Source organism: Pedobacter sp. GQ55 (genome assembly GCF_059758925.1).
Genome location: NZ_JCAXEI010000010.1, coordinates 1 through 25,747, shown reverse-complemented (window position 1 = coordinate 25,747; position 25,747 = coordinate 1). Strand labels below are relative to the sequence as shown.

Annotated in this window: 23 protein-coding genes; 7 read left to right on the top strand and 16 right to left on the bottom strand. The window is 38.1% G+C overall.

From position 1 onward, the window contains the following. Window positions 1–25: 25 nt before the first annotated feature. The 7 genes from AC6CH7_RS21195 to AC6CH7_RS21165 form a co-directional block, all read right to left on the bottom strand. The gene (locus tag AC6CH7_RS21195) at window positions 26–1,612 is read right to left on the bottom strand and encodes a DUF5689 domain-containing protein (RefSeq protein WP_498264628.1); all 1,587 of its coding nucleotides are present in this window, start codon (window positions 1,610–1,612) and stop codon (window positions 26–28) included. A gap of 27 nt (window positions 1,613–1,639) precedes the next feature. Continuing rightward, window positions 1,640–3,202 (bottom strand): SusD/RagB family nutrient-binding outer membrane lipoprotein, encoded by a 1,563-nt coding sequence (locus tag AC6CH7_RS21190; protein ID WP_498264627.1) that lies wholly within the window; start codon window positions 3,200–3,202, stop codon window positions 1,640–1,642. Window positions 3,203–3,211: 9 nt separating this feature from the next. After that, window positions 3,212–6,673, bottom strand: coding sequence for a SusC/RagA family TonB-linked outer membrane protein (locus AC6CH7_RS21185; protein WP_498264626.1), 3,462 nt, complete (start codon window positions 6,671–6,673; stop codon window positions 3,212–3,214). Between the two features lie 107 nt (window positions 6,674–6,780). Then, a complete protein-coding gene (locus AC6CH7_RS21180; protein WP_498264625.1) occupies window positions 6,781–7,800 on the bottom strand; it encodes a FecR family protein in 1,020 nt (339 codons plus the stop codon). Window positions 7,801–7,881: 81 nt separating this feature from the next. Continuing rightward, entirely contained in the window at window positions 7,882–8,451 is a 570-nt protein-coding gene (locus AC6CH7_RS21175) for an RNA polymerase sigma factor (protein ID WP_498264624.1), read from the bottom strand. Window positions 8,452–8,529: 78 nt separating this feature from the next. Continuing rightward, window positions 8,530–9,366, bottom strand: coding sequence for a glycerophosphodiester phosphodiesterase family protein (locus tag AC6CH7_RS21170; RefSeq protein WP_498264623.1), 837 nt, complete (start codon window positions 9,364–9,366; stop codon window positions 8,530–8,532). A 172-nt stretch (window positions 9,367–9,538) separates the two neighbouring features. Beyond that, complete coding sequence (locus tag AC6CH7_RS21165; RefSeq protein WP_498264622.1) at window positions 9,539–11,107, bottom strand: glycerol-3-phosphate dehydrogenase/oxidase; 1,569 nt, start codon at window positions 11,105–11,107, stop codon at window positions 9,539–9,541. A gap of 200 nt (window positions 11,108–11,307) precedes the next feature. Between AC6CH7_RS21165 and AC6CH7_RS21160 the strand changes: the two genes are divergently transcribed. Together AC6CH7_RS21160 and AC6CH7_RS21155 are read left to right on the top strand one after the other, a co-directional pair. Further along, a complete protein-coding gene (locus AC6CH7_RS21160) occupies window positions 11,308–12,072 on the top strand; it encodes a DeoR/GlpR family DNA-binding transcription regulator (RefSeq protein WP_294872199.1) in 765 nt (254 codons plus the stop codon). 67 nt (window positions 12,073–12,139) lie between these two features. After that, window positions 12,140–12,781: a DUF47 domain-containing protein gene (locus AC6CH7_RS21155; RefSeq protein WP_498264621.1), complete on the top strand. Its 642-nt coding sequence runs from the start codon at window positions 12,140–12,142 to the stop codon at window positions 12,779–12,781. An 11-nt stretch (window positions 12,782–12,792) separates the two neighbouring features. On the opposite strand, the gene AC6CH7_RS21150 is transcribed toward AC6CH7_RS21155, so the two are convergent. After that, window positions 12,793–14,238 carry a M28 family peptidase gene (locus AC6CH7_RS21150; protein ID WP_498264620.1) on the bottom strand — a complete coding sequence of 482 codons (1,446 nt, stop codon included), beginning with the start codon at window positions 14,236–14,238 and terminating at the stop codon, window positions 12,793–12,795. Between the two features lie 49 nt (window positions 14,239–14,287). Beyond that, window positions 14,288–15,259 carry a polyprenyl synthetase family protein gene (locus tag AC6CH7_RS21145; RefSeq protein ID WP_294872192.1) on the bottom strand — a complete coding sequence of 324 codons (972 nt, stop codon included), beginning with the start codon at window positions 15,257–15,259 and terminating at the stop codon, window positions 14,288–14,290. A 71-nt stretch (window positions 15,260–15,330) separates the two neighbouring features. On the opposite strand from AC6CH7_RS21145, the gene AC6CH7_RS21140 reads away from it, so the two are divergent. Further along, window positions 15,331–16,326, top strand: coding sequence for an alpha/beta hydrolase (locus AC6CH7_RS21140; RefSeq protein ID WP_498264619.1), 996 nt, complete (start codon window positions 15,331–15,333; stop codon window positions 16,324–16,326). Between the two features lie 4 nt (window positions 16,327–16,330). Here the strand turns inward: AC6CH7_RS21140 and AC6CH7_RS21135 are convergent, their stop codons facing one another. The 5 genes from AC6CH7_RS21135 to AC6CH7_RS21115 all read right to left on the bottom strand — a co-directional run bounded on the left by AC6CH7_RS21135 (window position 16,331) and on the right by AC6CH7_RS21115 (window position 21,737). Beyond that, entirely contained in the window at window positions 16,331–17,746 is a 1,416-nt protein-coding gene (locus AC6CH7_RS21135) for an MBL fold metallo-hydrolase (RefSeq protein ID WP_498264618.1), read from the bottom strand. 54 nt (window positions 17,747–17,800) lie between these two features. Beyond that, window positions 17,801–18,817 (bottom strand): asparaginase, encoded by a 1,017-nt coding sequence (locus AC6CH7_RS21130; protein WP_498264617.1) that lies wholly within the window; start codon window positions 18,815–18,817, stop codon window positions 17,801–17,803. Between the two features lie 2 nt (window positions 18,818–18,819). Further along, window positions 18,820–19,587 (bottom strand): TatD family hydrolase, encoded by a 768-nt coding sequence (locus AC6CH7_RS21125; protein WP_498264616.1) that lies wholly within the window; start codon window positions 19,585–19,587, stop codon window positions 18,820–18,822. Between the two features lie 106 nt (window positions 19,588–19,693). Beyond that, window positions 19,694–20,695 (bottom strand): FKBP-type peptidyl-prolyl cis-trans isomerase, encoded by a 1,002-nt coding sequence (locus tag AC6CH7_RS21120; protein WP_498264615.1) that lies wholly within the window; start codon window positions 20,693–20,695, stop codon window positions 19,694–19,696. A 31-nt stretch (window positions 20,696–20,726) separates the two neighbouring features. Continuing rightward, window positions 20,727–21,737, bottom strand: a complete 1,011-nt coding sequence (locus AC6CH7_RS21115) for a DHH family phosphoesterase (protein WP_498264614.1) — start codon at window positions 21,735–21,737, stop codon at window positions 20,727–20,729. A 193-nt stretch (window positions 21,738–21,930) separates the two neighbouring features. On the opposite strand from AC6CH7_RS21115, the gene AC6CH7_RS21110 reads away from it, so the two are divergent. The 3 genes from AC6CH7_RS21110 (at window position 21,931) to AC6CH7_RS21100 (ending at window position 23,399) form a co-directional block, all read left to right on the top strand. Beyond that, complete coding sequence (locus AC6CH7_RS21110; protein ID WP_498264613.1) at window positions 21,931–22,350, top strand: nucleoside-diphosphate kinase; 420 nt, start codon at window positions 21,931–21,933, stop codon at window positions 22,348–22,350. Window positions 22,351–22,441: 91 nt separating this feature from the next. Further along, window positions 22,442–23,179: a BamJ family beta-barrel-assembly machinery protein gene (gene bamJ / locus AC6CH7_RS21105; RefSeq protein WP_498264612.1), complete on the top strand. Its 738-nt coding sequence runs from the start codon at window positions 22,442–22,444 to the stop codon at window positions 23,177–23,179. A gap of 52 nt (window positions 23,180–23,231) precedes the next feature. Next, entirely contained in the window at window positions 23,232–23,399 is a 168-nt protein-coding gene (locus AC6CH7_RS21100) for a hypothetical protein (RefSeq protein WP_172661564.1), read from the top strand. 17 nt (window positions 23,400–23,416) lie between these two features. Here AC6CH7_RS21100 and AC6CH7_RS21095 read toward each other — a convergent pair whose 3' ends face one another. Both AC6CH7_RS21095 and recF read right to left on the bottom strand, forming a co-directional pair. Continuing rightward, window positions 23,417–23,707 carry a DciA family protein gene (locus tag AC6CH7_RS21095; protein ID WP_498264611.1) on the bottom strand — a complete coding sequence of 97 codons (291 nt, stop codon included), beginning with the start codon at window positions 23,705–23,707 and terminating at the stop codon, window positions 23,417–23,419. Then, the gene (gene recF, locus AC6CH7_RS21090) at window positions 23,700–24,803 is read right to left on the bottom strand and encodes a DNA replication/repair protein RecF (protein WP_498264742.1); all 1,104 of its coding nucleotides are present in this window, start codon (window positions 24,801–24,803) and stop codon (window positions 23,700–23,702) included. The genes AC6CH7_RS21095 and recF overlap by 8 nt, the downstream gene beginning before the upstream one ends. 238 nt (window positions 24,804–25,041) lie before the next feature. On the opposite strand from recF, the gene AC6CH7_RS21085 reads away from it, so the two are divergent. Further along, window positions 25,042–25,710: a tetratricopeptide repeat protein gene (locus AC6CH7_RS21085; RefSeq protein WP_498264610.1), complete on the top strand. Its 669-nt coding sequence runs from the start codon at window positions 25,042–25,044 to the stop codon at window positions 25,708–25,710. Window positions 25,711–25,747 lie beyond the last annotated feature (37 nt).

Genomic DNA, 25,747 nt, shown 5'->3' with positions numbered 1-25,747 from the left:
CAATTATTATAATTCAATTGGCTATTTATTTGATTACTGTGGATGGAAAACCCTCAGGATTTTCTTCCGAGGGACCTGGAAACACTCCTTCAATTTCGCTAAGTACTGAAGTCTTGGTTAACTCTATTGCTACCTGACGTCTTGCTTTCATCCATTTTCCTAATGCAACATCATAAATACCACCTAACTTATTAAAGTAGCCTTTATCGGCCTCAGTATAAATAAAGTTCATAGTATTAGTGCCGCTGAGATAAAAAGGAGTAGATTTCAGATTGTCTGATAAAACGTCTACCTTATCATAAAGATCAGTATTTGCTATACGATAGCCCAATCCTGTTTCTGCATTGTATAAACTTCCCCCGGAACCGATAAATACAACATCTACAGGGTCAGTACTCACGTCGACGACCGTACCTTCAAAAATGGCAAAGCCCGAAGCATTGCCGCTATTTGCAAATAAGCCAGTGGTTTTTAGTCCAAAACCATCACCATCACTTTTGGTATAATCAAATGCTCTGATCCATTTACTACTACTCATAGAGGTAGACCCAGATCCATTGATCATTTTACCGGCTCCGCCTACATAAAAGAACTCCCCCTTGTTTACAGTTCCTGAGGTAAGATTGAATTTAAATGTTCTTGCGTTTCCGGTTGTAGCACGACTGCCCGTAGCCCAGCCCAAAGTTGGAAAGCCCGTTGGATTGGTTGCGCCTGCATTATTCGTAACCACTACGCAATAAGGTGTTAATGAAAAGTCAATGAATTTGGTAGCCTTAAACTGCATATACTCATAATTCCCATCCCCCCCTTTAACATCAGCCATATAACCTGTGATAATTACTGGTGCAACTTCTGGTACAGGACTTAATGCCTTAACATCTTTTAAGGTGCGTATCCGATGTTCTGGTGTAAGTTTTCCGTCTACATCCTGCTTGTTAAAAACAATGCCATAATAAACAGCATTAAAATTAAGATTCCCCGCATTGGCAAATGTTGCTGTAGCCTCTGTATGTAAAGTAATATTATCAAAACCATCATTAATAGGTCTATCTCCGGCATATGTTGCAGTACTTTCTACTGCCGGATCAAAACTCGCCTTAACAATAGCCACAAATGTACTTTCGTAGTCATTCGGATTTTCTTTGATTTTGCTACTCGCTACCCTGTTTTTAGGAATCGGCCTTCCTGAAGCAATTTTTGTGATTGCACCAGGATCTACTCCTGTAACTTGCAATATCCCGTCCGAGCGCTTAAGTACACCGCCTTCTATATTTATCTGAACCGAATCCCCCGGAGTATAATCCGTGGCCGCTGATCCTATGGGTATAGAAATACCCCTTACTAAGCCTAAGCGTCTGTATTGTTCTATAACTAAAAGTCCCGAAGGCAGGTTATGTCCGGAGTGATCAGAGATCACAATACCTTCTACACTTGTTGATCCGAACATATTATCTTTGTTAAGGGTTATGTCTGCCCCCTTATAAAGATTTCTAAGATCATATATTGGAAAGTAAGAACTTATTGTTCCGCCCGGATAATTTTCCTTTTCGCACCCAAACCAAACCAGCGCTACCGCAAGTAAAATGATGCTGTTAAATATTGTTTTTTTCATGTGAATATCTTTGATTTTTTAACTGGTCTATGGTTTCTGCCACCATACATTGGTAAATATTTCGTCTTGTCCTTGTGCAGCTACTGCAGCCTGATAATTGGTTGGATTGGCCGATTGCACATAAACGGGATAAGTCATTCTGGCCGGCATTATGCCTCCATTTTTTAGACCCGGCCCCTTAGGCAATATTGGGTGACCTGTACGACGATATTCAAACCATTGCTGCATATCTACCAAGAACAAAGCATAATATTTTTGGACATGGATCTGCTCCATTTTTTCATCTTCTGATAGACTAGCATTCCAGTTTATGTCAGCATCATTCACATACTTTTTAAAAACAACTGTTGATGGGTCTGCAACAAATGCCGGTACCCAATAATTAATTGCACTGGCTATTCCTTTATTATAATAGGTCTCGGCAGAGCCGCTGATCCATCCTTTCAATGCAGCTTCCGACAGGATAAATTGTAGTTCAGCGAAGTTCATTATTATACCTCCCAATGAAGATTGTTGCAATGACCTTGCGCCTGCAGCCTTACCACCTACCTCCTGATCACTAGAATAAAAATAAGAGCGTTTAATGGCACCCGTTCCAACAGAATAACCACTTGGCACACCCGACATGCCAGAGCCCGTAGGGTTAATTCCCAAGCGGCAAACACTATTATCGCCATAGGTAGAAATATCAACACGTGGGTCTTGCCAATCGCGAAGCCTGTTAATAAAGAAGCTGCACATAGCAGGCGTTCTGAAATCTTGAACCCTTATGCCATTCACATAGGGATTTACATACGGGCCTACCCCCGCTTCACCAGTCCACTTCAGTACAGCAGACTCGTTATTACTACCCATAATTGGATATTTAGCTGCGTTAGTATCCACAATCTCCTTTATCTTAGCAATGCTGGTAGTTGTAACCTCGGCTTTTCCTGAGACACGCAGCAACAGCCTTAGATATAATGAATTCCCAAACTTGCGCCATTTGTCGATGTTTCCGTTATATACTGGATCGCTTAATTTTTCAATTGCAGTATTTTTAGCAAGCAAAGTATTGGCTTCTTCCAGTTTGTTAAACAGGTCCAGATAAATATCCTTTTGTTTATCGAAAGCAGGCTCAACAACACCATTCCTACCCTCTCCTGCTTGCGTATAAGGCACATCACCATAGGTATCTGTAAGCATGGAAAATACCCATGCCTGACAAATAAGTGAAATACCCTGGTAAGATGAATTCAAATTTTCCGGCTGACCTGCCAGATTGTATATGTCTTTAAAGTTGTTTACTTGAATGTACCAACTGTTCCACAGATAATCAGACCAGGTACGTCTAAATTCATATCTCATTACGGTAGCATCTCCATCACTTATACTCACGGTAACCTGCATTAACTCATTAGTAAAATTACGGTTGCGTATCATGTTTGCACTTAAAGTGCTCACAAGTGATGGTGCAAGAAGTTTTTCAGGTGTGGTATTGATGATATTAATGGGGTCCGTATTTATCCCTTCAAAGTCTTTATCGCATGAAGAAAGTGTAATAGCCGATAGCAATAAGCCTCCAAAAACTTTATATATGATCTTTTTCATTTTTAATAATTAAATTCCAACAACTAAATTAAATCCGAAAGTTCTGGTTGATGGGAATTGTCCAATCTCAAAACCGGTGACAATGTCTGATCCGCTAAGAGTACCAAACTCTGGATCAAACATGGGCCATGGTGACCAAATAAATAGGTTCCGACCATAAACACCCAATGTTACTGACGACAGCCCTGTATTTACCAGCCATTTCGGATGAAACGAATAGTTAAGGCTGGCTTCTCTGAATTTAATAAAATCGGTACTGAAGGTACTGCCCTCTGCATTCTCTGAACCCATATGCGAACGATAATAATCATCAATATCATAGGCGATTACATCATTTGGACGATAAGTCCCGTCAGGATTCTGAATCACCCCTTTACCAATAATACCACTATATCTCCCCGGAAGGGTACTAGCCAATTTACCCTGCTCCACCATTTTGTAATTCAGCAAAGAGTGCCCTACTGCGCCCACCTGAGCGTCAAATAGTACGTTTAAGCTAAATCGTTTATAATTAAAATTATTGCCAAAACTAAATTTAAACTTAGGTGTCGTATTTCCAATATAAACTACATCAGAGGTTATCTTTGCATTACCTGTTGCCGGATCATATACAATCTGTCCGTCCGGCGAACGCTCATATCCTCTTCCATACAGATCACCCATACTTCCTCCAACCTTTGCAACAATTTGTCCTCCTGCAATCGGCCCTGTTCTAAGAATAATTGAGCTATCAGGTAAAGAAACAATCTTATTCTTATTCGCAGCAAAAGTCATATAAGTACTCCAGGTGAACCCACTCTGCAGTCGTACCGGAATAGCATTAAGAGCTACTTCAATACCAGAGTTATTGATTTGTCCGGCGTTGATAATAGCAGTATTGTACCCAGAAGCACGATCTACTATACGGGTTAAAATCTGATTTTTAGTGTTGCCTGCATAATAAGCGACATCTAATCCCAAACGATCACCAAAGAACCTTAAATCTGTTCCAAATTCATAAGTAGTTGTTTTTAATGGTTTCAAATTCGGATTAGGCAACGTGGATGGGTTTACCAACGCACTATCAGGATAAGTACCATTTGATGCCAACGAATAGGCGTAAGAAGTTCGGTAAGGCGTAGTACCGCCGCTACCCACTTTCGAAACTGAGGCTCTTAACTTCGCTAAACTAACGGCTTTAGGCAATTTAAAATAGTCGGACAAAGAAAAGCTTAAGCTCGCTGAAGGATAGAAAAATCCGACATTATCAGTTCTGTTTGGCGTAGCAAGCACACTACTCCAATCCTTTCGACCCGTGATATCCAAATAAAGGTAGTTTTTATAGCTTGTCGACAATACTCCATAAAAACTATTAATTCTATACCTGCTAGTATCTGGAATTGAAACTAATGGATACAAGTTATTCTCAAGTGTATATTCACCAGGTATTTTAAGACCATCAGCTCTAAGATCTGCTTTGTTATACTTATTTCTTAATTGGCTACCACCCACAGTTGCTACCATCTTTACATCTTTACTGATACTTTTATCGTACTTCAGTAAAAAATCTATATTGGTTTCCTGGCCATAAATTTTCTGCTCACGATAAGATCCTGTTGGAAGCCTGCTTCCTGCATCATATGGGCGTTCCTGTGCACGGCGTTCCGATGCTAAGTCCATCGTGGTACGTAATAAAAGACTTAATTCATTTGTAAATTGATAACTCGCCTGCACATTCCCTGTTAAACCATTTCGGCCGCTTCTATTGATGAATTCATGTGATACCGCATAAGGGTTTTCTGGATATGAACTAAAGGGATATTCTATTAACTTATTTTCACTGCCATTAACCCAGTAGTTCTTTAACCAGTTTAAGTCAGCACTCGGTTGCCAGAAAATAAACCAGTACATTAACGATTGGTTTCCATAACCATTGCCGGGCAAATTATCACTAAACCTATTGTTATAATTGACCTTGGCAGATATATTAAGTTTGGGCGTAATCTTTGAGTTCAACGACAAGGCAACTGAAGTGCGCTCCATACCAGTTTCAGGAACAATCCATGTATTGTTCTGATTCGTAATAGATAGCCTGGCAGTAGTATTTTTATAGGCACCGTCCAACGTCAAAGAATTGGTTAAATTGGTACCTGTCTGGAAAAACTCACGTATCTGATTTTTGTACGGAACCCAAGGTGTTCTAACTAATCCCTGGGTTTGAGTAACCGGATCATATTGATAGAACATCTGACCATCAAAGCGCGGTCCATACGCAGAACTTGTACCGCTTGTACTTGCGCCATCCGGGCTCGCTCCATAAGAATAATGAGCCGCACCGTCAAGTCCCTGTCCATATTCGTATTGCAGATCAGGCCAACGATTTGGTGATTCTACTGAGCCGTTAGAAGTAAATTTAATCCCTAGTCTTTTTTTCTTATTATTTCCAGATTTTGTAGTAATAATGATAGCACCATTTGCACCCCGCTGACCATACAAGGCCGCCGCACCTGGACCTTTTAACACCGTTACACTCTCTATGTCTTCGGGGTTAATGTCATTTACACTACTTCCGTAATCGGCAGGCATGTTATCACTTCCAGTCCCGTAAACAGCGTCAGATGCATTTGCTGTTCGTCTGCCCCCACTATTGTTAATTACAACTCCATCAAGTACAATTAAGGCCTCATTATCTCCGGTAAGGTTATTTTCTCCACGAAGAATAATTTTATTAGAGCCCGCCGGACCGCCGTTTGACCTCACCAGATTTAATCCGGCAACCTTACCCGACAAAGCATCACTCCAGTTGGAGGAAACAGCATCTGTCAATTGATTACTGTCAATCTTGGTAACTGCATAACCTAAAGATTTCTCCTCTCTTTTGATTCCTAAAGCCGTAACTACAACTTCCGACAAATCATTTGAAGATGGCTTTAATGTCGCATTTAATGTAACAGGCACATTAGCTTTAACTGCAACATTCTGTGCTACATATTTTTCGTAAGAAATAAAGCTTATTTCAATCGTATAAATACCAGGAACAACGTTTAAAGCATATTTACCATCATCTGTCGTCTGTCCAGCTACTCCAGTACCGACTATTCGTATAATGGCCCCCGGAAGTGCAGCACCCAATTCATCAATTACCTTACCTATTAACTTTCCATTAGTTGGAGGCTTAGGGACAATAAGGATATTGTTGACATTGGATTGCTTGAAAGTAAAGGATGTACCATTTAAAAGTACGTTTAAAGTTTCCTTAACAGAACGACTGGCCTTATTGATCCTCACAATGCGTTGATCATTTAATTGCGTATTGCTATAATTTATAGATAGTCCACTTAATTTCTCTACTTGCAAGAAAGCATCCTTTAGTGTAATTCCTTGAGCTTCGAAGGAAATAGTCCTATCTATATTTGTTTGTGCCTGGGCTTTAAATATGCTGAACGATAATTGCAAAAGCACCAGTATGGTCAACAACCATAACTTTTTCATATATTTACTTTGTTTATACTTATTTATTCTTGAGTTTAAATTTTGACTTGAATGCCTGGAATTGTTACCAGCAATTCCGGGCTATCTTAACTATACTTCAGGTAGATCTAATTCATAGTTTTTCCTCCTTTTTGATTAGCACTATATATATAAATGTTTCCGTTTTTCTTAATATAAGTTAGGCCAGACAATACCATTAACTCGTCCATAACATTATTCAAAGGCATGTTTTTAAACTTCGCAGTTACCCTGCTATTTCCAATGCCAGAATCAATAAACTCAATCCTAACACCATAGCGATGCTCCAACGATGCCATAACTTCATGTATTGGTACATCATAAAAAACAAAATGATTTTTGATCCATGCACTTACATCCGTTGCATTTGCAGCATCAAAAGTATAAAGTCCAGTTATTGTGTTAATTTCAATCTGCTCATTGGGGGTCAGATATTTAATTAAATGGTTTTTTCCTCCAATGGTATTCATCACACCTACTTTCCCAGTATTTACCGTTACAATTACTTTATGATCTGAAGCAAATGCCCTGATATTAAAAGAAGTCCCTAACACCACCGTTGCAATTTCGCCACTTTGTATAACAAAAGGCTTTTTATGGTGCTTTACATCAAAAAATGCTTCGCCATCCAACGAAACCGATCGCTTATTGCCACTAAAATTCTTTCTATATTTTATTTTACTGCCACCTGCAAGATAAATCACAGAGCTATCTGGCAAAAGTATCTTAGACTGCTGACCTTCAGGATTGATGACCTCAGTATACTCTACCGCCATACTTTCTTTATAAGACGCGTGTTTGTACCACCATAAAGACAGGCATCCGATAATTAATATCGATGCGGCATAAGCTAACCAATGTGTTTTGGAGCCAATATTACCTTTAGCTTCCTTTTGAATGTGTGCATTAACACGTTGCCAGCTAACTGGCTCTATGTTATCGGCTTTTTTAAAGTAGGATTTTGATGCTTCCAGGATTTGCATGGTTTCCCTGAATTGCTCCTGATTATTTGGATGCAGCTCAAGCCATTCATGTAATTCGGTTAATTCCTCATCGCTGATCGTCTTTTCAAAATATGCAATTATTAACTGGTCGCTATTGTCTTCCATTATATCCGTCTCTACAATAAAAGACAGATTTTGAGCACACCATTACGTAGCGAAGTGTATTAAACTTATGTTAATAAATGATTAACCATTAGAAGTAAGGTTAGTAGAATCCTTTAACATTCTTCTTAACTCTTTTATAGATTGGTATAGAGTAGTTTCAACCGTTCTTATGGAAATACCCAGTACCTCTGAAATTTTCCTTTTATCAATCTGATCAATGCGACTCATCAACAGGATCTCCCTTTGTCTTTCCGGTAAAGTATCAATCAAACGTAATATCCTGCTTACTGACTCCGCGCCAGACAGTATACGAAACGGGGTATGAGTATCCTCAAAAAGGTCATTTTGAAAGGATATGTCTTCGATGGAATCAACCGGGTCTTTCTTCTTCTGACTGTAATTTATGGAGAGGTTTCTTGCTGAAATAAAAAGATAATTTTTAATGTTCAGGATAGAGTTCTCACCTCGTCCATCCCAAATTTTAATGAACAAATCGGCAATAATTTCTTCTGCTGCTTCATAATCCTTTGTATAAACAGCACAAAACTGACATAGCGGTTTATAATACCGATTAAAAAGGGTTTCAAGGGCTAACGGATCGTTTTTTTTCAAAAGATCTGTCAATCCTTCATCTGTAAGTTCTAGATACATCCCTAATTTTCATTTTTCAACAAAATTAAAGATGTAATGTTAGCCCAATGTTAAATAATCACTACACTCCATCTGTTACTAAAGTAAATTTGGGTAGTCAGAAATGATACCATCAACATTTAAAAGTTTTAGCTTGCTAATGTCTTCTTTAGTGTTGGCCGTCCATGGAATGATTTTGACATTTGCATCGTGACATTTCTGCACAAGATTTTTATCCACTAATTTATACTCTGGACTCAGGATAAAAGGTTTAAATCCAAGATCCGCAATATTTTCTTCAAAGGTTTTCTTATTACTGATCAGAAATGAGGTCCTTATTCTTGGATATTTTTGATGCAAAATCTGCAGGGTTCTCTTATCAAAAGATTGGATAACTACATAGGGAGATATTCCCTTATTTTCTATTACATCCATCAACAGTTTTACGAATTTCTCGGGTTCAGGGTTCGATACATTATCACCCATTGGACTGCATTTAGTCTCGATATTATAGAACATCTGCTTTTTATCTTTTGAATATTGTTGAACAGAGTCTATCAGATCTGTCAGGCGCGGGATATACGATTTGATCTTTTTTTGTTCAGGAAACCCCTTGAGAGGTTTTGTTCCCAAATCAAATGTTTTTAACAGATCATAATCCATTTGATATATGACATATTTTTTTGAATCTGTCGAAGGTATATCTTTACCTTCAGGTGTTAGCATAAATCCAGGACTTAAATAATCGTCGTGAGTTACCACAACCTCACCATCTTTAGTTATATGAGTATCCATTTCTAAAGTAGTAACCCCAATATCTATAGCATTACGCATTGCAATAATTGTATTCTCAGGCATTAATCCCCTCCCGCCTCTATGAGCTTCGGTGCTAAATGAAGGAAATTCGGAAATCTTCTTAGAGCTGTTATTTTTCATGATTTTGCATCCAAGCAAGCACAACAAGGCCAAGGAGCTCATATAAATTGCATTCTTCATTTTGTATATTTTAAATTGGTAAATACCGAAGCAAATCTATCAATAAAGCAATTAAGCCCTTGTTAAGTATTCATTAAGCCAGTCTTTATAGCTAGTCTGTTACATATTGAGGTTAAATGTCATTCAATAAATACTGTTTCACCAGATTTTTAAAATCCAGAATCTGATTTTCTATCCATTGGGTGTCTCTTCCTAATTCTTCAGCCATTAAGCTAGCCACCTCTGGAGCAAGCAATAACGCGCCTTTTGCATCAAGAAATAACAACCGCATTCTACGAGAAAGCACATCCTCTATAGAGCGCGCCATCTCATTCCTTACCATCCAGATCACTTCTGCTTTTAGGTAATCGTATCCCTTATATACAGGAACATTTAACTTAGGCTCATCTATCATCAGCTTCCTTATTCCCTCGGCATCTGCGCCATAAATCCCTAAGGCGCCTTCATCAACTCCTGGCATGTACCCATGAATCTTAACGCCTTCAGTGATACAACGAGCCGCAGGCAATTTACCAAGCTCAATAATCCTATTTACCACATCCATAGCCATTCTGCGATAAGTAGTCCATTTACCCCCAGTTATGGTAACAAGTCCTGATTTACTGATTATAAGCTTATGACTTCTGGATATTTCTTTAGTACTATTTGTGTTTTTTCCAGGAGCAGCTAAAGGACGTAATCCTGCAAATGTTGCCAGCACATCAGACCGAGACGGCACCTTTGTAAGGTATTTACCTGCTGTACTTAATATAAAGTCAATCTCCCCATCCAATGGCTTAGGCTCCAAACTATGCTCATCCAATGGGGTATCTGTAGTCCCTACAAGTACTTTCCCATGCCATGGAACAGCAAACAAAACACGCCCATCCGATGTTTTTGGAATCATTAAAGCACTATTACCTTGCAGAAATGACTTGTCCAACACCACATGCGCACCTTGACTTGGCCGCACTATTGGCATACCAGAAGGTATATCCATCTTTAAAATCTCATCAACAAAAACACCTGTGGCATTCACAACCACTTTAGCTTTTAAAGAATAAGATTTTCCACTTTCAAGATCAGTAAATGAAACACCACTAACCAATGCTCCCTCTTTTACCAAACCAGTCACCTTCATGTAATTGAGCGTTACGCCACCATACTCAGCGGTAGTCTGAGCCAAATTTAAAGCTAACCTTGCATCATCAAACTGACCGTCGCTATAACTAATACCACCAATTAATCCATCGCGCTTTAAACCAGGAATTGCCTGCAAAACCTTGTCAACAGATAGAAATGATGATTTTTTAAACCCACTTTTACCAGCCAGCAAATCATAGAATTTCAGTCCAATTAGATATTTGTATTTAGAAAGCCATGAATAACATGGTATGATAAAATCCTGATCCTTCACTAAATGAGCAGCATTCTTTAAAAGCAAGCCGCGTTCATGCAGGGCCTCATAAACCAGGGCAATATCACCTTGAGCCAAGTACCTCACACCGCCATGAACCAACTTCGTACTTCTGCTTGATGTTCCCTTTGCAAAATCAGATTGCTCTAAAAGCAAAGTACTATATCCTCTGGACGCTGCATCCAGAGCAGTACCTAATCCCGTTGCACCCCCACCTATAATTATAACATCCCAATCACTTTTCTGATCAATACGTTCAATAAATGCTGCTCTATTAAAAATCATTTCGTTTATTTTCTATTTAAGCCGCTATTATTTCACAAACTTTCGTTTATAAGAATAAAAACAACAAAACGAAACTAAACATAATTATTTTATAATAAAAACAAAATGATTAAAAAATTTAGACAACTATTTTTATTGCTTCACTAACTTTACAGTTGAAAAATATCATTATATTAATAGCTCTTTATATTTTAGCTCTAATGATTAACATTGCAGAAAGACACCAATATATTTTAAATAAGATTCAGGTAAACGGATCCCTCGATGTTCAAAGCTTATGCAAAGAACTCGATGTTTCATCTGTTACGATACGGAAGGATTTGAAACTACTCGAAGATAAAAACCTTCTTTTTAGAACCCATGGAGGAGCAACCTTGAACAATCCATATACAGTAGATAAGCCTGTAAATGAAAAAGAACATCTTCAATCTGCAGAAAAAATCAGGATCGGAACACGCGCTGCCGAACTCATCGAAGACAACGATTCTATCATTATTGCATCCGGCACAACCGTTCTTGCATTAGCAAGATGCATTAAACCTAAAGGTTCGTTAACAGTAATTACCTCAGCATTAAATGTTGCTCTTGAGCTTGTTCATCATTCAAACATAGAAGTAATTCAGCTGGGTGGATTACTAAGAAAAAGTTCATCATCCGTTACAGGTCCCTATTCTGATAATGTATTAGGAAATGTATTTTGCAGCAAATTGTTTTTAGGTGTTGATGGAATTGACCTGGAGTTTGGCCTAACCACAACAAATGCTTTTGAGGCTCACTTAAACCGACAAATGATAGATTCATCTCAAAAAATAATTGTCCTTGCTGATTCAACCAAATTCGGGAAACGTGGCTTCGGCAGAATATGTGGGATCGAAGAAGTAGATCATATCATTACTGATAGCGGTGTGTCTGAGCATACCATAAAATCAATTGAGAGTATGGGAATTAAAATATCAATAATTTAAAACACCTAATTTAAAGTTCACGATAGGTTAATATTGCTGATGTACATTTACTATATACATCAGCAATATGAACAGCGTTTTCAAATTCTTTATCCCGCGCGACAAAAAATTCCAACCTTTATTTGAACAATCAGGCAAAAATCTGATCAGCATTTCCGAGACACTTTTGCTCGCACTTAGCACTAATGACCTCGATCAGCGAAATAAGCACATCAAAAAAATTGAACAGCTAGAGCGCAATGGAAATAAAATAAGGCATGCAGTTTTCCTTGGGTTAAGCAAAAGCATGATCACCCCATTCAGCAGGGAAGATATTCATACTCTGATTAGTGCACTTTATGATATTGCAGATCATATCAGAGCTGCTGCCATCAGTATAGAAATGTTCAATATTCTTCAGCTTGATAAAACAATGATCAAGCTCGCTAACCTGCTTACAGAAATGTGCAGAGATCTTGATAGTGCCCTTAAAGAGTTAAGGAGTTTCAAGAATAAAACCATTATATCAGATGTTTGCTTGAGGATATATAAAGGAGAAAGTAAAGCAGATCAGCTATGCAATCTTGCGGTCGCAGGTCTGTTTAAAACCGAATCCAATCCGATAGAACTTATCAAACAGAAAGAGTTGCTGCAAACATTGGAAATGGCCACCGACAAGTGTGACGATGCAGCTAATGCTCTTGAAGCTATTCTCGTAAAAAATTCATAACCGCTATCTTGCTACCATCTCCATTCACCAGCAATCTTTAGAGGAACTTCCAGATTATTCTGTTTTAAGAATTCTTTTAATTCATCGTCAGTCTGTTTTTTAACGGGTAATACAGGAGTATTTGCTAGGCCATACACCAGCATAGTACTAAAACGTACCGTATTTTTCAATTGCTGCTCATCAACTAACTTAAAAACGTCTCCATCCGAATGATAGAAAGGTCCTGAATTATTAGGCAAATCCCCTCCAGTCCCTCCACCTATAGGAATTCCTTGCAGCATAAAAGGCTGATGATCACTATGCAGCCAGGCACCAGAATAAAATAAGTTTTTAAATCCGGTATCAATCTTTGTAATCTGATTACCCCATGAGGAAAATAGATCTTTCATCTCCGCTCTGCTGGCAGCAAATCCTTTCGGGTTATTGGTCATGTCGTAATTCAACATAAATTTTATCTGATCAAGCGTATTTAAGTGCCTTGCAGCCTCAACATAAGCTTTAGAGCCCAGCAATCCTTGTTCCTCTCCCATAAATAGCACAAACTCAATTGTCCTTTTATTTTCTAGTTTTAATGCTTTATACGTTCTGGCCATGTCTATCACCGCAAAAGAACCTATGCCATTGTCAATTGCCCCTGTCGCCAAATCCCAACTATCAAGATGACCACCAACAACAATTTTCTCTCCCAATGTGTCTGTACCTTTCAAAGTAGCTATTACATTTCTGGCTTTAATTGCACCAGAGAAATTAGTCATATTTACGCTTGCAAATTGCTTCCGAATTTTAAGCTTCTCCTTAATACGCATTCCATTTTCGAAACCGATGCAAACGGCCGGTATCGGAATTAGTTTTCCAGTTACAGAAGCTGTACCTGTAAGCAACACTCCCCCTTTTACGCCATTTATAATGATTATTCCTGCAGCACCGTACTTTGTTGCAATAGCCGTTTTCTCCGAACGATGAAGCGAGGGTGTACCTTCAGGAGATCCAGGAAGCACCCCTAAAAATACTAATGCTATTTTTCCCTTTACATGTCCGGAATCCAGTTTATAATCTTCTTCAAGACCATTGCCTAAATCAACCAGTTCTGCCTTTACATTTGCCTTTACAGGCGAATGAGCAAGGGTTACAGAGGTTATTGCAGTCAGACTATCTTCCGAATCACCAACTTTAGTTTCATTGGCTAGGCGGCTCCAGCTTTCTACCTCAAATCCTTGGAATTTCACATCATAGCCATAAGATTTCAACAATTTATAGGCATATTCTTCGGCCTTTGCGCCGTTAGCAGATCCTGTTAACCTATGCCCTATTGATTCGGTGGCATTTTTTAAATTTATATATGCCTTAGACCCACTCTGAACTTCTGTATTAATTTTATCAAAAGCAGATCCAAAATCATCCTGTGCCTGAACTTTAATAAAGGCGCAAAAAACAAGTAAAAAGAGAGAAATTCTCATAGAGGATATTTATAATTTATGATAATATCATAACAGAAAAAAACGAATATTATTTCTTACGCTCGGTAGTATATCTCACAAGCTGTTCCAGTCCGGTCCGTGCCTCACCAGGTTCAAAGCTATGTAGAATATCGAAAGCTTCCTGTTGATATTGTATCATTTTCTGATTGGCATAATGCACGCCGTCTTTTGCATTTACGAAATCGATGATCTCCTGAATTTTCACAGGATCATCCTGATGGTTTTTTACAAGACTAACGATTCGTTTTTTTTCGGCCTTTTCAGCCCTGTTTAAGGCATAGATTAAAGGTAGTGTTACCTTTTTCTCCTTGATGTCTATTCCCAATGGCTTCCCAACATCATCAGTCCCAAAATCAAAGGTATCATCCTTAATCTGAAAAGCTATCCCGACCTTCTCGCCAAATAACCTCATCTTTTCTATGGTCTCATCATCTGCACCAGCAGAGGCAGCTCCACATGCACAACACGAAGCAATTAATGACGCGGTCTTCTGTCTGATTACATCAAAATACAACGCCTCACTGATATCCATACGCCTTACCTTCTCAATCTGCAGCAACTCACCCTCACTCATCTGTTTTACCGCCTCAGAAACTATTTGCAGCAATCGGAATTCACCATTATTTACTGATAGCAATAAACCCTTAGCCAGCAAATAATCCCCCACCAAAACAGCTATTTTATTTTTCCATAGTGCGTTAATAGAAAAGAACCCTCTTCTTTCATAAGCGTTATCAACTACATCATCATGAACAAGTGTGGCAGTATGAAGTAACTCTACCAATGCCGCCCCACGATGCGTAGATTCGATAATGCCACCACAAAGTTTTGCAGCAAAAAAAACGAACATCGGACGGATTTGCTTACCCTTTCTTTTTACAATATAATGGGTAATACGGTCTAATAATGGAGCATCGCTATGCATCGAGTCTTTGAATTTTTCTTCGAAGACATCAATATCTTTTGCTATTGGTAATTTTATCTGATCTATTCCAGGCATTCAGGTAAAAAATGTGTGTGCAAACATAAATTAAATTCCTTTAAAACCGTACTTTTAGTAAAAAGTTTAAGGTGAAAATAACATTAATAGTACTATCCTCTCTGTTAGCCCTTGCAATTGTGATCTATCTGTTAGGTCCAAAACCTCAGCATCCACTTTATCCAATAAATCTCCCCCCAATTCCCCCAGTCAATAAACTCGAAGATTATGTTAAAAGTATAGAAAGTCGACATAAAATAAAACCAAATAATGAAGCCGAAATTGTTTGGGCAAACAGCACTGTCAAGCAGCAAACCGAGTATGCAGTAGTTTATTTACATGGTTATTCTGCCTCAAAAGAAGAAGGAAATCCGGTCCATATAAATCTTGCAAAAAAAATAAAAGCAAATCTTTACCTCTCCCGACTAGCAGACCATGGAGTAGACACTGTTTCAGCAATGGAATACGCAACTGCCGATCGTTTATGGGAAAGTGCCAAACAGGCGCTTGAAATAGGGAAAAGATTGGGTAAAAAAGTAATTCTTGTTGGCACCTCTACTGGTGGTACACTGGCATTAAAACTTGCAGCCACTTATCCGGATATTTATAGCGTTATTCTAATTTCACCTAATGTGGCAATTAACGATAAGCTGGCTTTTCTTGCCAATAATCCATGGGGATTAGAGATGTCGAGATTAGTAATTGGCGGGAAAGAAAAAATAGTAGAGGGGAAGTCTGAAGAATATAAAAAGTACTGGTATACCAAATATCGTCTGGAATCTGTGGTACAACTGGAAGAACTGGTTGAAACAAGCATGACCGAAGAAACTTTTAACAAGATTAAACAACCACTACTACTTTTATACTATTATAAAAATGAGCAGGAACAGGATCCTGTTGTTAAGGTCGACGCGATGTTAAAAATGTATGATGAATTAGGAACGCCAGCGAGCTTAAAATCGAAGGTAGCTATCCCTAATGGAGGCAGTCATGTTCTTGGCTCTCATATTACATCTAAAGATATTGAAGGCGTTCAGAAGGCTATTGACAATTTCATTGCAAATACCTTGAAGATCAAAACAAACTAAAGCCTCAGTCTTTCATAGCTTTAGATGGACAGGCAAAATCTGTACGTTTCAACCCTGTAGATTTAATGGCTCCGTATCCCCCTGCAATATCCACAACATGATCAACCCCTCTCGCTTTTAGTATAGATGCCGCTATCATGGAACGATAGCCGCCGGCACAATGAATATAATAAGTTTGCTTTGTATCAATTTCTTTTGTCCATTCATTAATATAATCCAAAGGACGGGCTAACGTATTTTCTAAATGCTCCGCTTCATATTCTCCTGGCTTCCTTACATCAAGGGCATTCACATCAGGATCCTCATTTACGATATCTTCAAATGCTTCAGCAGAAATAGAGGTAATGGTATCTATGTCCTTACCACTTGCTTCCCACGCGGTAATCCCGCCTTTAAGGTATCCAATAGTATTATCATAACCTACACGAGATAAGCGTGTAATGGCTTCTTCTTCTTTTCCTTCCTCAACAATCAGCAATAAAGCTTGTTTCAGATCTGTAATTAAAGCACCTACCCAAGGAGCAAATTGCCCGTTGAGGCCAATATTTACCGACGAAGGGATAAATCCCCTAGCAAATACCTGTGGATCTCTCGTATCTAGAATCACAGCTCCCGCATGATTAACCATAGCCTCAAATTCATCTGGGTTTAAAGGATTAAAACCCTTTTCATAAACATCATCAAAACTCTCGTAACCATGCTTATTCATCTCAGCATTCTTGGCAAAATACTGGGGCGGCGGTAAAATACCATCGGTCACTTCTTTTATAAATTGCTGTTTTGTTTTTGCCTTAAGGGCATAGTTCACCTCCTTTTGATGCCCCAGAGTATCAAAAGTCTCCTTACTCATGTTCTTGCCACAAGCAGAACCAGCACCGTGCGCGGGGTAAACCAACACATCATCTGGTAAGGTTAGTATTTTATTCTGCAATGAATCATATAACGTGGCTGCCATATCCTCAACTGTTAAGGAACCTTGCTGAGCCAGATCCGGCCTGCCTACATCACCAATAAACAACGTATCACCTGTAAAAACACAATAGGCCTTACCCTGCTTATCTGTCAGCAAATAAGTTGTAGATTCCGGAGTATGCCCGGGTGTATGCAAGGCAGTAATGGTTAAATCCCCAACTTTAAACTGCTCACCATCTTTGGCAATATGGGATTTAAAAGATGTTTTAGCAGTAGGTCCGTATACAATATCAGCACCAGATTTCTCTGCTAAATCTATGTGTCCCGACACAAAATCTGCATGAAAATGTGTTTCAAAAATATACTTAATCTTTGCTTTATCTTTCTCGGCCTTCTTTAAATATGGCCCAACTTCACGCAAAGGATCAATTATAGCAGCCTCGCCATTACTCTCAATATAGTAAGCCGCTTCTGCCAAACAACCTGTATAGATCTGTTCAATATTCATATACAAATTTAACATTATAATCTTTCAGCATAAAACCTACGCCGCAAATTTACTTTAAACAGTTAATTCCCCTCTTAAAGATTTTTCTAATAAGTGTACCAATTCACTTTTTTCCAGGCCCTGCCCCATAAGGTACATTAATTTAGTAGTGGTAGCCTCAAATGTCATATCATAACCGCTCACCACTCCCATCTGTTCTAGCTTTTTACTCGTTTGATACATGCCGAGCTCAACTGAACCACGCTGACATTGAGTAATATCTACGATCACCTTACCCTTATTAATTGCTTTTTGCAGGCATTCAATAAACCATTCAGCTGTAGTCGTATTTCCTGAACCAAATGTTTCCAAAATAATAGCATCTACCGGAGAATCGGTTATTGCTTTAACCGCATGATGCGAAATCCCCGGATATAATTTCAAAACACCAATATTTGGATTAAATTTCAAATTCACCTTTAGCGGCTTTTCAGGTTGAGGCAAAATATAGTTCTTGAAAAAAGAAAGTGTTACCCCAGCTTCTGCCAAAATAGGATAATTCGGCGACCGAAAAGCTTCAAATTTTTCAGCGTTGTATTTTATTGACCTGTTGCCTCTGAACAACTGATAATCAAAATAGATACACACTTCAGGAATCATTGCATTCCCATTTGTTTTAGTCGCTGCTATTTCCAGGGCGGTAATTAAATTCTCTTTTGCATCGGTTCTGATTTCTCCAATAGGAAGTTGCGAACCTGTAAGCACCACCGGCTTTCCAAGGTTTTCGAGCATAAAACTTAAAGCAGATGCCGTAAAAGCCATCGTATCTGACCCATGCAAAATCACAAAACCATCAAACTCGTCATATTTATCATAGATCAACTGAGCAATATCCGCCCAGATCTCTGGCGTCATGTTAGAGGAATCCAGAATTGGATCAAAAGAATACACATCAAGATCATAGTTCAACCGCTTTAGCTCAGGAACATTTTGTTGAATTTGCTTAAAATCAAAAGGAATTAGTGTCCCGGTTTTAGGATCGTTAACCATCCCAATTGTACCACCGGTATATATAATTAATATTCTGGTCATTATTAAACTTTAAAAACGCTGATGGAATTGGCTGTTGTTACCGAAGCTATTTCTTCTACACTTGTATTGTAGATTTCTGCTAACTTTTCGGCAACATGAATAAGATAGCTGCTTTCGTTAGGTTTCCCTCTAAAAGGAACAGGTGCCAAATAAGGAGAATCCGTTTCTAAAACAATATTAGCAAGTGGGATATCTTTTAACACCTCGTCAAGTCCCGATTTTTTATAAGTAACCACACCTCCAATACCTAAGTAAAACCCAAGTTCTATGGCATGTTTAGCTTGTTCCAGATTACCTGTAAAGCAATGAAAAATTCCTCTTAGCTTTTCGCCTTTCTCTTGTTCCAGCACTTCAAAAACCTCATCAAAGGCTTCCCGGCAATGAATAACAATGGGCAAATCAAGATCCTTAGCCCAGTTAATCTGCTCTATAAAGGCAATTTTCTGAATATCTAAAGTGGCTTTATCCCAGTAAAGATCAATGCCTATCTCACCAATAGCACAGATCTCCCTATCCACAATACTCTGGCAAATTTCATCCAATACCAGCTCATAATCCTCCTTCACCTCACAGGGATGCAGGCCTGCCATCGCAAAACAATTTTTAGGGTATTTCTTCACCATAGCATCTATGCTTGCAATTGAAGCAATGTCAACGTTGGGCAGAAACAATCGCTCTATATTATTATCGAAGCAACGCCGCATAAGCAACGCTTGTTTCTCCTCGTCCGTTTCGTAGTACAGGTGTGTGTGTGTATCCGTTAAAAGCATGAGCAAAGTTAACAAAAAACCGCAGTAAGCTGATAACAACAAAAAGCGGGTGTATCATCAAAAATGACACACCCGCTTTAATCTTGCTATATGTACAGCTAAAATATTATTTTTTCACTGGAGCTGCAGGAGTTATTGGAGCAATAGTTGCACCCGCCTGAGCTGTTGGTTTTTTAATATCTACAATCTCGATGTCAAAGCAAAGAGGAGAGAAAGGAGTAATTCCAGCTTGTGGCTGACCACCTTCTCCGTAACCTAATGCAGAAGGAATAATTACAGTGATTTTTCCACCTTTACCAATTAATTGATAAGCCTCATCAAATCCTGGGATTGCTGCACCAATAGTAAACGGACGCGGAGCATATTTTGCCATAGCATTGTATTTTCCAGCTGCTTTAGCAATAGATTCAACTGAAGTGTCAAAAATATTGTCTTTACCGTCTGCCTTTTTATTAAGCAATTTACCAGTATAGTTTAACATGATTGTATCTCCTGCAACTGGTTTTTGAGCGCTACCCTGAGCGTTAATTACATACTGTAAACCTGATGCAGTAGTCTGAGTTTTAAGGTTGTTATCAGCAATGAACTTCTTGATCTTACCAGCTTCAGAATCTTTCAATTTAGCAATAGTAGCTTGATAATCTTTTTGGAAGAACTCCTGAGCTTTCTTTTGGAAAGTTGTGTCTGCCTCGCCAGCAGCTTTTTTCAATACTTTTTCTATTTTAACAGTAAACACCATATAGGTGTCTTTTGCGTTTGCCGGTGGTTTTGGCTGCCCAGAGTGTTTAGCCATAGTATCAAGGTTTAGCTTAAATGTTGCGCTATCACCTTCACCGAATAAATAAAGTACATCGTTCATATCGCCATCATAGGCTTTTTTCCCAACAGGAAATACTTGTGGCTGTCCTAAATCAAACGTGCTTACAATTGTCGAATCTTTTTCAGTTTTTTGGATAAAGTTTATCTTAACAATATCACCTTCTTTAATTTTTTCGTTTCCTCCAGATTTGTGTATCTGGTACATCAAACCTCCCGGTCCTTTTTTGTAGTTGTTACAAGCAGCTAACCCTAGTGTTGCTGCGAAAAGAATTACTATACCTTTCTTCATGTGGTTGTTATAAATTATTTTTGGTTTTTATTTATTGTAATAATTGTGTTTTATATTCTATCAATACCGATTTAAATTGCGCTATTGTATCCTCTAAATTTTTATCCGAAAATCCTCCCGCCGCATTCCTATGCCCACCACCATTAAAATATTTCTTACAAATCTCATTAGCAGGAAAATCCCCGGTGGAGCGCAAAGATAATTTAACTTTATCAGTTCTTTCAATAATAAATGCAGCAAGTCTGATCCCGTTTATAGATAAGGCATAGTTTACTATCCCCTCTGTATCTCCTGTAGCTATATTATATTGGTTTAATTCTTCTTTAGTAACAGAAATAATTGCGGTATTAAATTCTCGTAGTATCTCCAACTTGTTACTTATACAATGGCCTAAAAACCTTAACCTGTTTTCAGTAGCATTATCATAAACTAACTGATGGATCTTCCAATGCTCGGCTCCAAGGTCTATCAGATTAGCTGCCATGCGATATACTTCTGATGTTGCCGATGGGAACCTGAAAGAACCTGAATCCGTCATTATACCGGTATAAAGACAGGTAGCAATGTCTTTGTTCATCCTTGCCCCATCTCCAAGTTCATTTACAATAAACTCATAAACCAACTGAGCCGCAGCACATGCACTGATACTCCAATGACGATAATCGTCAAAATCTTCAGGCTCCAGATGATGGTCTATCATTAATTTATAAGCACTTGATGCCCTAACCAACTCACCAAGTTCATTAATTCTGATAAGGCTATTAAAATCAAGACAAAAGATCATTGCAGCTTCGGCAACTAATTCTGCCGAGTGTTCAGGCTGTTCTGTATAAATGATTACATCAGAGTTATTAGGAAGCCAATGCAAAAAGTATGGATAATCAGTAGGTGTGATCACCTTAACATGATGCCCCAATTGAATCAAATAAGCATATAAGCCCAAAGAAGAGCCCATTGCATCACCATCAGGTTTATGATGGGTAGTGATCACTATTTTTTGCGGCGTAGCCAGCAACGACTTTATTTCTGAAATGGATAACATAATTTTCGGTCGCAAAGCTAACGAATTAATATTTAATGATTAATTGAACCTATTATATTTCATCTATAATCCAATTTATTTATAAGATAGAGATGAAATTGTTTTGTTTTATACGGCAGCAAGTATATGTAAATTTCAAACTTTAATATTAACAGTATAAAACGTAATTTTGCAAAAAATTTGAAATAAAAAAATGACAACGAACAGAACTTTTACCATGATCAAGCCTGATGCTGTTGCAAACGGGCATATCGGCGCAATTATTAATGATATAACTACCGCTGGTTTTAAAATCATCGCATTAAAATACACTCAATTAACGCCTGAAACTGCTGGTAAATTTTATGAAGTACATAAAGAACGTCCTTTTTACGCAGATTTAGTAAGCTTTATGTCTTCTGGACCTATCGTTGCAGCTATTTTGGAAAAGGATAATGCAATTGAAGATTTCAGAACACTTATCGGTGCTACCAACCCTGCAGATGCAGCTGAAGGTACTATCCGCAGAAAATATGCAAAATCTATCGATGCAAATGCTGTTCATGGTTCAGATTCAAATGAAAACGCTGCTATAGAAGGCGATTTCTTCTTTACTGCTGCTGAGCGTTTCTAGAAAAATTTCTAATTACCCTGCATGCTCAAAATTTCATTAACATGCAGGGTAATTATCATAAGTTTGTACCTTTCGGGACAAATTTATTAAAATGAAGAAGATCGCTATCGCACTTTTATTACCATTATGCTCAGTTGCAGCCCTTGCCCAGACAAACAAGAAGCCTGCAGTAGCAAAGAAAACAACCACTGCTAAAAGCACCCCAAAACCAATCGCCAAACCTGTATTTAAATCTACACTAGACTCGGCAAGCTATTCTTTTGGAATAAAAATGGCCAGCAACATGAAAAAAGACGGTTTAAACGCTATCAATTACGACTTAATGATGCAGGGTATGAAAGATGCTTTTAACGATAAGCCTTTCGCATTAACAACACAGGGGTCACAATCGGCCGTCAATAATCTATTTGTAGCCTTAAACAAAAAGAAATTCGGACCTGCAATTGCAGAGGGAACAGCATTTCTGGAAAACAACAAGAAACAACCAGGTGTTCAGGTTACAGCAAGCGGATTACAATACCAGGTAATTACAAAAGGCACAGGCATTATGCCCAAAGCTACAGACTCAGTACTTGTACATTATAAAGGAACCCTATTAAACGGAAGACAATTTGATAGTTCATACGATAGAAATGAGCCCATCTCATTCCTGCTTAACGGTGTAATTGCTGGATGGACGGAAGGAGTACAATTAATGCCCGCAGGTTCAAAATATAAATTCTTTATACCGTATAACCTTGCTTATGGCGAGCGTGGTGCCGGTCAGGATATCCCTCCTTACAGCACACTCGTTTTTGAAATTGAGCTTCTAAAGGTAAATGGCCACTAAATCTAAAACCATTATCATAAGATTTTGTTACTTACATTAAAACGTAAAGCTTATGATGACCAAAAGATTTTTCCCACTTGCAATTATTGCATTTCTATCAACCACACTAGCCAGCTGCGAATTAATTCAAGGAATTTTTAAAGCAGGCGTTTGGACCGGAGTAATCGTTGTTGTTCTGGTACTGGCACTAATCATTTGGTTGATCAGCAGGATATTTTAAGTTAAATACAAAAAACACTACAGAAACACAATATCTGTAATCACTTCAGTGCCGGCATGTTCATTTATCTTTTGAATGATGCCGGCTCTAACCATCAGCAATTCATTTTTAACTACAGACGATTCAAGTCTCACAAACAATTTCTTGTGCGTAATGTAAATTTGGGTAGTCCGATTCGCCACAGCTTTACCCATTAGTTCTGGCCAAAAAGCAACCACAGAGGTTTCATCAAACCGTCCTTTTAGCCTGTATACATTCAGTAATTTACCAATACCTTCTTTTAAGGTAATATCATTAGGTTTACGCATGATTTACTGATCCGTTATTTACTTCAAATAATGTTACCGACACGTTTATCTTATTAAACAATGCCAAAACTCGCTCTCTTCCTGTATCCGTTATAAAAATCTGTCCAAAATCCTGATGAGAAACCATTTCCATTAATTTATGCATTCTGCTATCATCAAGTTTATCAAAAATATCGTCTAGCAATAGCAAAGGCTTAAATCCTTTATACTTCTGAAGATAAGCATATTGCGCCAATTTTAATGCAATTAAAAACGATTTTTGTTGCCCTTGCGAGCCAAACTTCTTTAAAGGCATTTCTGTAATGGTAAATATCAGATCGTCTTTATGAATTCCGGTGGTAGTTCTCTCTAAAATCTTATCCTTTTCGATAGACTGTGCAAGCAACTGTTCAAAAGGAGTATCACCTAACTGGCTCTGGTATTGCAAACTTACCTGCTCATTATCATCTGTTAAAAACCGATAGTACTTATCAAAGAGCGGAATAAAATCAAGCATAAATTGTTTCCGCTTGGCAAAAATCTTTACGCCCGACTGAACCAGCTGCTCATTATAAATTTCCAGCAAGGTTGGATCGTAGCTTCTTGTTATTGCTATCTGTTTAAATAGCGCATTGCGATTTAACAGGTGGCGATTGTATAAAATCAGTTCGTCCAGATAGCGCGTATCCGTTTGCGAGATCACATTATCCATAAACCGTCTGCGTTCCTCGCTCCCGTCAGTAATAATATTGGTGTCGTAAGGAGAAATCATCACCAATGGAAACAGTCCAATATGATCAGCTAATTTATCGTACTCTTTTTTATTCCTTTTAAACTGTTTCTTCTGATTTCTTTTAACACCGCAGGTTATTTTCTCGTTCTTTTCTTTACGGTCAAAATCACCCTGTATTAAAAAAAGATCCTCGGCTGTTCTAATCTGCTGACTATCTATTGGATTAAAATAGCCCTTACAAAGACATAAATAGTGTATTGCATCCAGCAAATTAGTTTTACCGGCGCCATTGTTCCCCACAAACGCATTTACTGTTTTGGAAAAACTAATACTAGCATCTGCGTAGTTCTTAAAATTGAGGAGTGTAATATTCTTTAACCACATATTATCTGAAGACAAAGTTACCGTTTAGCTTTGTTAAATCAGGTCGGTACATGCCTATTTATTTACCCACAAACTTTCCCTATTTTGATAGCAGTTTAACATGCCTCAGCAACATATTCAACCATCGGCCGGTTCTAATTAACGCTCAGTTCATTAAACTTTATTTAAATACTCAAAAAAGAGGTTGATACTTTAATGTAAAAATGTATTTTTGCAGTCCTTAATTTTTTTAAATAAAATGTCCACAACAGAAAAAGAAATAAATCAACAGGTAAGAAAGGGTTCTTTTTTACAAGAAAACTCAAAAAGCCTTTTGTTCATTGCAGGTGCTATCATTGTACTAATTGGAATTTACATCTGGTATCAGAATGTTTATTTAAAAAACAGAGCGGAAGAAGCTTCAGCTAAAATGTATAAAGCAGAGCAATTCCTTGGTGTAGACTCATTAGCCAACAAAGCTATAAAGGGCGAAGGTGGTTATCCAGGATTTGAAAAAATAGCTGATGAATATGCGAACACTAAATCGGCTAACCTTGCTAACCTTTATTTAGGCGGCATCTATTTACGTAAAGGTGAATACAAAAAAGCAATTGAATCTTTAGGTAAATACTCGGATACAGGAAGCCCTGTTGCAGATCCTTTAGCTTTAGGTTTACTAGGTGACGCTTACAGCGAACTAAAAGACTACAAGCAAGCCATCACTTATTATAAAAAAGCTGCTGATAAAGCGAGCAACAAATTCACCTCTCCATTGTTCCTTAAAAAACTAGGTTTAGTATATGAGGTTCAAAAAGACTACAAAGGTGCTGCTGATGCTTACAACAAAATTAAAACACAGTATCCACAAAGTCAGGAAGCTCAAATGATAGACGAATATATTGCTCGTGCAGAAGCACAGGTAAAATAAGCTATTATAACATTATAGTAAAAGGCCGGTACAATTG